Below are 314 nucleotides of genomic sequence, written 5' to 3'. Positions count from 1 at the left end.
CTGATCCGTTCGCGCAGCAACAACCTGTATGCGCAGATCAATTACGACGACAAGACCTTCCAGGACAAGACGGAATCGACGGGCACCGTCAACGACAAGAAGGCCAAGGTATGGCTGCTGAACATCAATGGCGACAGCAAGGACGGCTTCGGCGGCGGTGGCGTGAGCACGTATTCGCTGACTTACACCACCGGCAAGATCGATATCCAGACGCCGGTGGCGCTGCTGATCGACCAGTTGACGGTGAAGAGCAATGGCCACTTCAATAAAGTCGGTTTCAATGCGGCGCGCGTGCAAAGCCTGGGCGGCGAGAC

Annotated in this window: 1 pseudogene; it reads left to right on the top strand. The window is 57.6% G+C overall.

Annotation, left to right across the window (positions count from 1 at the left end):
• Positions 1-314, top strand: a pseudogene (locus tag ACZ92H_RS29645) (ShlB/FhaC/HecB family hemolysin secretion/activation protein); the annotation flags it as partial.

This window comes from Janthinobacterium foliorum, assembly GCF_978021625.1.
The sequence above is the reverse complement of the archived record's forward strand: the minus strand, read 5'-3'. Positions and strand labels throughout refer to the sequence as shown.